Source organism: Sandarakinorhabdus sp. (assembly GCF_041689835.1).
Classification (GTDB): domain Bacteria; phylum Pseudomonadota; class Alphaproteobacteria; order Sphingomonadales; family Sphingomonadaceae; genus Sandarakinorhabdus.
On record NZ_JBDNFM010000213.1, the window covers coordinates 1 to 6,908 of the forward strand.

General features: G+C 66.6%; 6 protein-coding genes. 1 reads left to right on the forward strand and 5 read right to left on the reverse strand.

Annotated elements, in window-relative coordinates:
• Positions 1–59: 59 nt before the first annotated feature.
• Positions 60–554, reverse strand: coding sequence for a flavin reductase family protein (locus ACESL8_RS11485; RefSeq protein ID WP_372918963.1), 495 nt, complete (start codon positions 552–554; stop codon positions 60–62).
• A gap of 63 nt (positions 555–617) precedes the next feature.
• Here ACESL8_RS11485 and ACESL8_RS11490 point away from each other — a divergent pair, with 63 nt between their 5' ends.
• Positions 618–1,088, forward strand: coding sequence for a molybdopterin-dependent oxidoreductase (locus tag ACESL8_RS11490; RefSeq protein ID WP_372918965.1), 471 nt, complete (start codon positions 618–620; stop codon positions 1,086–1,088).
• A 4-nt stretch (positions 1,089–1,092) separates the two neighbouring features.
• Here ACESL8_RS11490 and ACESL8_RS11495 read toward each other — a convergent pair whose 3' ends face one another.
• The 4 genes from ACESL8_RS11495 to ACESL8_RS11510 all read right to left on the reverse strand — a co-directional run.
• Positions 1,093–1,971, reverse strand: coding sequence for a UTP--glucose-1-phosphate uridylyltransferase (locus ACESL8_RS11495; RefSeq protein WP_372918967.1), 879 nt, complete (start codon positions 1,969–1,971; stop codon positions 1,093–1,095).
• Positions 1,972–2,071: 100 nt separating this feature from the next.
• Complete coding sequence (locus ACESL8_RS11500) at positions 2,072–3,766, reverse strand: amidohydrolase family protein (protein WP_372918969.1); 1,695 nt, start codon at positions 3,764–3,766, stop codon at positions 2,072–2,074.
• Between the two features lie 32 nt (positions 3,767–3,798).
• Complete coding sequence (gene pdeM / locus ACESL8_RS11505; protein WP_372918971.1) at positions 3,799–4,461, reverse strand: ligase-associated DNA damage response endonuclease PdeM; 663 nt, start codon at positions 4,459–4,461, stop codon at positions 3,799–3,801.
• 32 nt (positions 4,462–4,493) lie between these two features.
• On the reverse strand, positions 4,494–6,908 hold a 2,415-nt coding region (locus tag ACESL8_RS11510), incomplete at its 5' end, for a ligase-associated DNA damage response DEXH box helicase (RefSeq protein WP_372918973.1).

Sequence of the window (6,908 nt, forward strand, 5' to 3'; positions counted from 1 at the left end):
CCGCGTCTCCGCGGCGCTGGGCTGCGGTTTCCGCCGCGGGGCGATCCGAGGCGCCGGGTTCAGCCAACATGCACCCGGCGATAGCGGCCATGCAGATACAGCAGCGGCTCGCGGCCCTGATCCAGCGCAAGGCGCGTCACCCGGCCAACGATGATGCGGTGATCGCCGCCATCGTGATCGGCGTGCAGCGTGCAGGCAAAGGCCGCCTTGGCGCTGGCCAGCACCGGCACGCCGTCCCAATCCTGCCAATCTTCATCGGCGAAACGGTCGATGCCGCGCTTGGTGAAGCGATCGGCCACCGCCTGACCATCCGACGCGAGAATATTGATGGCAAATCGCCCCGATTCGCGCAGCACCGGCAACGCCGAGGCACCGCTGGCCGGGCAAAACAGCAGCAACGGCGGATCAATGCTGACCGACGTGAAGCTGTTTGCCGTCAGGCCCACCCGTTCGCCGCTGGGGGATTGACTGGTCACCACCGTGACCCCGGTGGTAAAACAGCCAAAGGCATCGCGCAGCAAGCGGGCATCGAAGGGGGAATGGGCGTCGGTCATCCGCCGTCACCTATCGCGAATCCACCGCCCGTCAATGTTGCGGATGACACAGGCGGCGCTATCGTGTCGTTCCAGTCACAGCCGAAAGCCCCCGCGCGCATGATCGTCGCCATTCTAGCCTCGCTTGCCGCCGCGGCCGCGTTGCCCGCCAGCCTGCCAATTGACGCCGCCAGCCTGGCCCGGCTGCCAGCAGCTAGCGCGACATTGACAGCGCATGGGCAAAGCCATGTGTGCACCGGGGCGTGGTTGGCCGATCTGGCGGCAGCGGCCGGCCTGCCAGCGGGCGAGGCGCTGCGCGGGGCGGCGTTGACGACGCTGATCGTGGCGCAGGCCGCCGATGGTTACCGCGTCACCTTCAGCCTGGGCGAACTTGATGCCAAGCTGGGCAATCGGCCGGTGCTGGTGGCGACCGCCTGCGACGGCAAGCCACTTTCCCAAGCAGACGGCCCGGTTCGGCTGGTGGTAGCGGGCGAGGTGCGGGCGGCGCGGTCTGTCCGCCAATTGCGGGCGCTGCAGGTGGTTGGCCTGCCCTGACCGCCTAGGCGTAGTTGGCGCGCAGCCATTCGCGCACGGCCGGCCCCACATCGTCCCGCTCCAGCGCCAATGCGATGTTGGCGGTGATGTGCCCGGCCTTGTCACCGCAATCAAAGCGCGTGCCGGTGAACGTGAGCGCGTGGAACGGCTGCTGGCCGATCATTTCCGCCATCGCATCCGTAAGCTGGATTTCGTTGCCGGCGCCGCGCTTGCCGTGTGCCAGCACGTCCATCACCTCGGGTTGCAGGATATACCGCCCGATGGCAGCCAGCCGCGACGGCGCAGTGCCCGGTGCCGGCTTTTCCACCAGTGCTTTTACCTCGGTGATCAGCCCATCGACTGCGCCGGGCGAGACAATACCATAACGCTGGGTATGTTCTTCGGGCACTTCGAGCACCGAAATGATGTTGCCTCCCAGCCGCTCATAGGCGGCATGCATTTCCTTCAGCGCCGGGTTTGCCGGGTTCCACAGCAATTCGTCGGGCAGCAGCACGGCAAACGCCTCGCGCCCGACGACATGGCGGGCGCACCACACGGCGTGGCCCAGCCCAGCCGGCTCCTGCTGGCGCACATAAACCAGCCGTCCAGGTTCGATCTGGGTGGTTTCCAGGATGGCGAGTTCCGCCGTCTTGCCCTTGGCCTTCAAGCTGTCCACCAGTTCCCGGGCAATATCGAAATAATCCTCCAGCGCGCCCTTGCCGCGCGCCGTGACAAATACCAACCGCTCGATCCCGGCGGCCAGGGCTTCATCTACCGCATATTGCAGCAGCGGCTTGTCGACGACGGGGAGCATTTCCTTGGGCATGGCCTTGGTGGCAGGCAGGAAGCGGGTGCCCTGGCCGCCAACGGGAAACACGGCAGTTTTGACTGGTTTTACGGGCATCATGACCTCTGCATTCGGCAGACATCCATTGCCAACCGTTCCAACTGGTCAAGCGAAACTTCGATGAAATGGTTCCATCGCGCGGCAAAATACTTCGGGTTCAAGCCGTTGTCGCACCGCGCAGCAGCCGGCCGGGCAGCGCGCCGGTGGCTTCACCGTCGCGGTAGGTCACTTGGCCCGCTACCAGCGTCGCCCGGTACCCGCGGGCGCGCTGCAACAGGCGGCGGCCGGCGGCCGGCAAATCATGCTCCACCTCGGGCGGCAGCAGGGCGAGGCGATCGAGATCGATCAAGTTGATGTCCGCCCGCTGGCCCGGCGCAATCAGCCCGCGATCGGTGAGCCCAACGGCGCGCGCCGTATCATGCGCCTGGCGCTTGATCAGATGCTCCAGTGGCAGCCGTCCGTGGCTGCGATCCCGCGCCCAGTGGGTGAGCAGCGTGGTGGGAAAACTGCCGTCGCAAATCATGCCCACGTGCGCGCCGCCGTCGGACAGGCCGGGAATCGTATCGGCATGCGCCAGCATGGCGCCCACGGCATCCAGATCGCCATCGGCAAAATTGAGGAACGGCACATAAATCATGCCCGCGCGCAGCCATTCCGCCGCAACCACTTCAAACGCCACCCCGCGCCGCATCGCTTGCGCCGCAAGGCTGGTTTCGGGCAGCGGTTCGTAATTGGGCGGATTGCCCAGCTGGTACATGTCGCCCCAACGGTGCAGCAGCGCGGTGCCAAGCACATTGCCGGCTGGCGGCGGATTGGCGATCAGGCAGGCCACGAAATCCGGATCGGCAAGGCTCCGGCGCTGCTCGGCAAGGCTGTCGCCCTTGCGCCAATCGGGGTGGAGGCTGAACGGATTGAGCGTCAGATCAAGCCCCAGCAGCACGCCAACCGGCCGCGCCGCCACCTGCGCCTTCATCGGCAGGCCGGCAGCGGTAGCCTGTTCGAGCAGATCGAGCAATTTTCGCCAGCCCCTGGGCGCTGCCGGCGATTGCGCCAGCGAAAAGCTGAGCGGCCGGCCCGAGGCTTCACACAGCCGGCGCATCATGGCGAATTCGGCTTCGGGATTGGCGAAATCGGAAACGAATTGCAGCACGCCCTTTTTCGCCCGGCCAAGCGCGAGTGCGATGCCCATCAATTCGTCTTCGGCCGCCGTCAACGTTGGCGTCGGCTGGCCATCGGAGGTGCGGTGGTTGAGCGTGCGCGAGGTGGAAAAGCCCATCGCGCCGGCTTCCATGGCCGTTTGCGCCAATGCCGCCATCGCAGCAATATCATCCGCGCTGGCCGGCTCGCGATTGGCGCCGCGTTCCCCCATCACGAACACGCGCAGCGCTGCGTGCGGCAGTTGCAGGCCGATATCCATATCAAAGGCGCGGGCACTCAGACTGTCCAGATAGTCGGGAAAGCTCTGCCAGTTCCACGGCAGGCCCGCCTTGAGCACCGGGAACGGCAGATCCTCCACGCCTTCCATCAGGCGGATCAGCCGATCCTGATCCTGCGGCCGGCACGGTGCAAATCCCACCCCGCAATTGCCGGCAATCACCGTGGTGACGCCGTGCCAGGACGACGGCTGCAACCGCTGGTCCCAGGTCGCCTGCCCGTCATAATGGGTGTGCACATCAACGAAACCCGGCGTGATCAGCAGGCCCTTGGCATCGATCTCGTCCATCCCGCGCCCACTCACGGCGCCGACAGCGGCAATGCGGCCAGCGTTTACAGCCACGTCGCCGTCGAAAACCGCCGCGCCGCTGCCATCGACGATATGGCCGCCCCGAATAACGAGATCATAATCGCTCATGGCGTACAGCGTCCCCCGTGCCGCCGCGCCCGTCAACCCACCGGAAAGCGCAGCAACCGTTCCCCGTCCATCACCAAGGCAGTGGCTGGCCCGGCCAGCGCTGCCTGCACAGCTGGGTCGGCAAGATCCAGCCCGCCGGTGAACGCGCCATAGGCCGGCAGGATCAGCTTGGTGGCGCTGTGCGCGATGCAGCGCCGTGCGATGTGGCGGCCGCGGTGACGGATCACCAGCTTGGGGTGAAAATGCCCCGACAATTCCGGCGTGATATCGCCCGGATCGGCTTCGTGGCGCAGCACCAGCGGGCCGATGCGGCCTTCCGCCATGACGCGCCCGCCCAGCACAGCGGCGGCATCTTCGTCGTGGTTGCCGGTGATCCACCACCAATCGAGGCTGCGGGTCATCGTCATCAGCGCGCGGCGGGTTTCGGGCGCCAGGCGTTCGGGTCCGGCTTGATCGTGGAACGAATCGCCCAGACACACCAGCCGCTGCGCCCCGGTGGTTTCCACTGCCGCGATCAGATTGGCCAGCGTGTCGGCCGTGGCGTGCGGCGGCAGCAGCCAGCCTTTGCGGGCAAAATGGCTGGCCTTTTCAAAATGCAGATCCGCAACAAACAACGTCTGCTCGGCCGGCCACCACAGCGCGCCGCACGGCAGCGGCTGGAAGCTTTCTCCGGCGAACGAAAAGGCAACAGACATGGGCCTGCGTTAGGCCCTCGCGTGCCCACCGGTCAATCAATCCGCATTGCTTCGGCGATCAGGGCTTCGGCTTCTATCAGCAGCGCGCTGTCGGCACTGTCGCCCACCCGTTCGCGCCCGATGGTGAGCAACGACGGCACCGCCAGCGGTGTCACCCGCGCCGCGCGCACATGGCTGAGCCGTGCGTGCGCCTGTTCGAGCAGCGCCGCCAGCCGGGCCACATCGGTCAGTTTGCCGCGCGCATCGGTCCACGCGGCGGTGAGCAGCAGATGGTCTGGTTCGTGCCGGCGCAGCACGTCGTAAATCAGATCGGATGAAACGCTCATCGCCTTACCGGTCTTGTGCGCGCCGGGCTGGGTGCGCTCGATCAAGCCGCCGATGATCGCCACCTCCCGAAACGCCCGGCGCAGGAACGGCGATGATGCGAGCCATTCCGCCAGTTCATCTTCCAGCACGGTGGGATCAAACAGCGGATGCGGATCATCGACCGGATCGAGGCTCCAGCACGCCATGGCGTAATCGCTGGCGACAAAGCCCAGCGGTTTCAGCCCGGCGCGCTCCATGCGCTGTGTCAGCAGCATGCCCAACGTCTGGTGCGCGGCGTGGCCGGCAAAACCATACACCACCATGTACCAGCGATCATCGCGCTGGAACGTTTCCACCAATACATCATCCTCGCCGGGCAGCTGCGAGACGCGGTCCTGAATCGCCAGCCATTCGCGCACATCGCCCGGCATGCCCAGCCAGCGGGCGCGGTCGTTCATCAGGCCGCGCACCCGCGCCGCCAGCCGCGTCGTCATCGGCATGCGTCCGCCGGCATAAACCGGCACCTTGGGGTTGCCCCGGCCCAGCCGCACATGCACATCGGCACCGTCGAACCCGGTCACTTCCAGCACCTGGCCGGCAAACATGAAACTGTCGCCGGGTTGCAGCTGGCTGGCGAAATACTCCTCCACCTGGCCCAAGCGTCTGCCATGGCGGCTCGATTTGCCGCTGCCAAATACCACGTTCATGGCCACCGCCTCGACGATGGTGCCGCTGTTCATCCGCCACTGCCGGCCCAGCGCCGCCGTCCGCAGCCGCAACTGGCCGTCTTTGGTCGGCACCAGCCGCTGGTAGCGTTCATAGGCCTTCAGCGCATAACCGCCCGTGGCCGCATACCCCAGCACCGCCTCGAACGCGGCGCGCGTCAGCCCGGCATAGGGCGCGGCGCTTTTCACCTCGTCATACAGTTCATCAGGGAAAAACGGCCCGGCCGCCGCGCAGCCGACCACATGCTGGGCCAGCACATCCAGCGCACCGGGGCGAAAGCCATCGGGATCCAGTTCCCCCGCCAGCACCGCATCGCGCGCCGCCAGCGCCTCCAGATATTCAAAGCGATTGCCCGGCACGATCAGGCAGCGGCTGGCTTCGTCCATGCGGTGATTGGCGCGCCCCGTGCGTTGCAGCAGCCGCGACGCGCCCTTGGGGGCGCCCATCTGGATAACCAGATCGACATCGCCCCAATCCAGCCCGAGATCGAGGCTGGAGGTGGCGACAATGCCGCGCAGCCGGCCGGCTGCCATCGCCGCTTCCACCTTGCGGCGGGCTTCGGGCGCCAAGCTGCCGTGGTGGATGCCAACAGGCAGCGACTGGTCGTTTTCCGCCCACAGATCGCGAAACACCAGTTCGGCCACGGCGCGGGTGTTGACGAACACGATCGCCAGCCGCGCCGCTTCGATCCGGCGCATCACGGCGCGCGCTGCCCAGCGGCCGTTGTGGCCACCCCACGGGATGCGGTCGTCGATCACAAGGATATCGATGGCCGGATCGGCGCCGCCCCTGGCCACCACCACGTCAACCTGGTCCACATCGGCATCGGGCGCCAGCCAGCCGGCCCAGCTTTCCGGATCGGCAATGGTGGCCGAAAGGCCAACGCGCCGCATGCCCGGCGCGATGCGTTGCAGCCGGGCCAGGCACAACGACAACTGGTCGCCGCGCTTGGTGGTGCCAAAGGCGTGAATTTCATCGATGATGACCCGCTTGACGCCGGCCATCATCGCCGGGCCTTCCGGGTTGGACAGCAGATTGGCCAGGCTTTCGGGCGTGGTGAGCAAGATGTGCGGCGGCCGCTCCTTTTGCCGGGCCTTGCGCGCTGCCGGCGTATCCCCGGTGCGGGTTTCCACACTGATATCAAGGCCCATCTGTTCGACGGGCGTGATCAGATTGCGCTGCACATCCACCGCCAGCGCCTTCAACGGCGAGATGTACAGCGTGTGCAGGCCCTCGTGGGGTGTTGTCGCCAGATCAGCCAGCGTCGGCAAGAACCCCGCCAGCGTCTTGCCCGCGCCAGTGGGGGCCGTCAGCAGCGCGTGACGGCCAGCGGCCGCCGCCGCGATCATCGCCAATTGATGCTCGCGCACGTGCCAGCCGCGATTCGCAAACCAGCTCGCGATGATGGGGGGCAG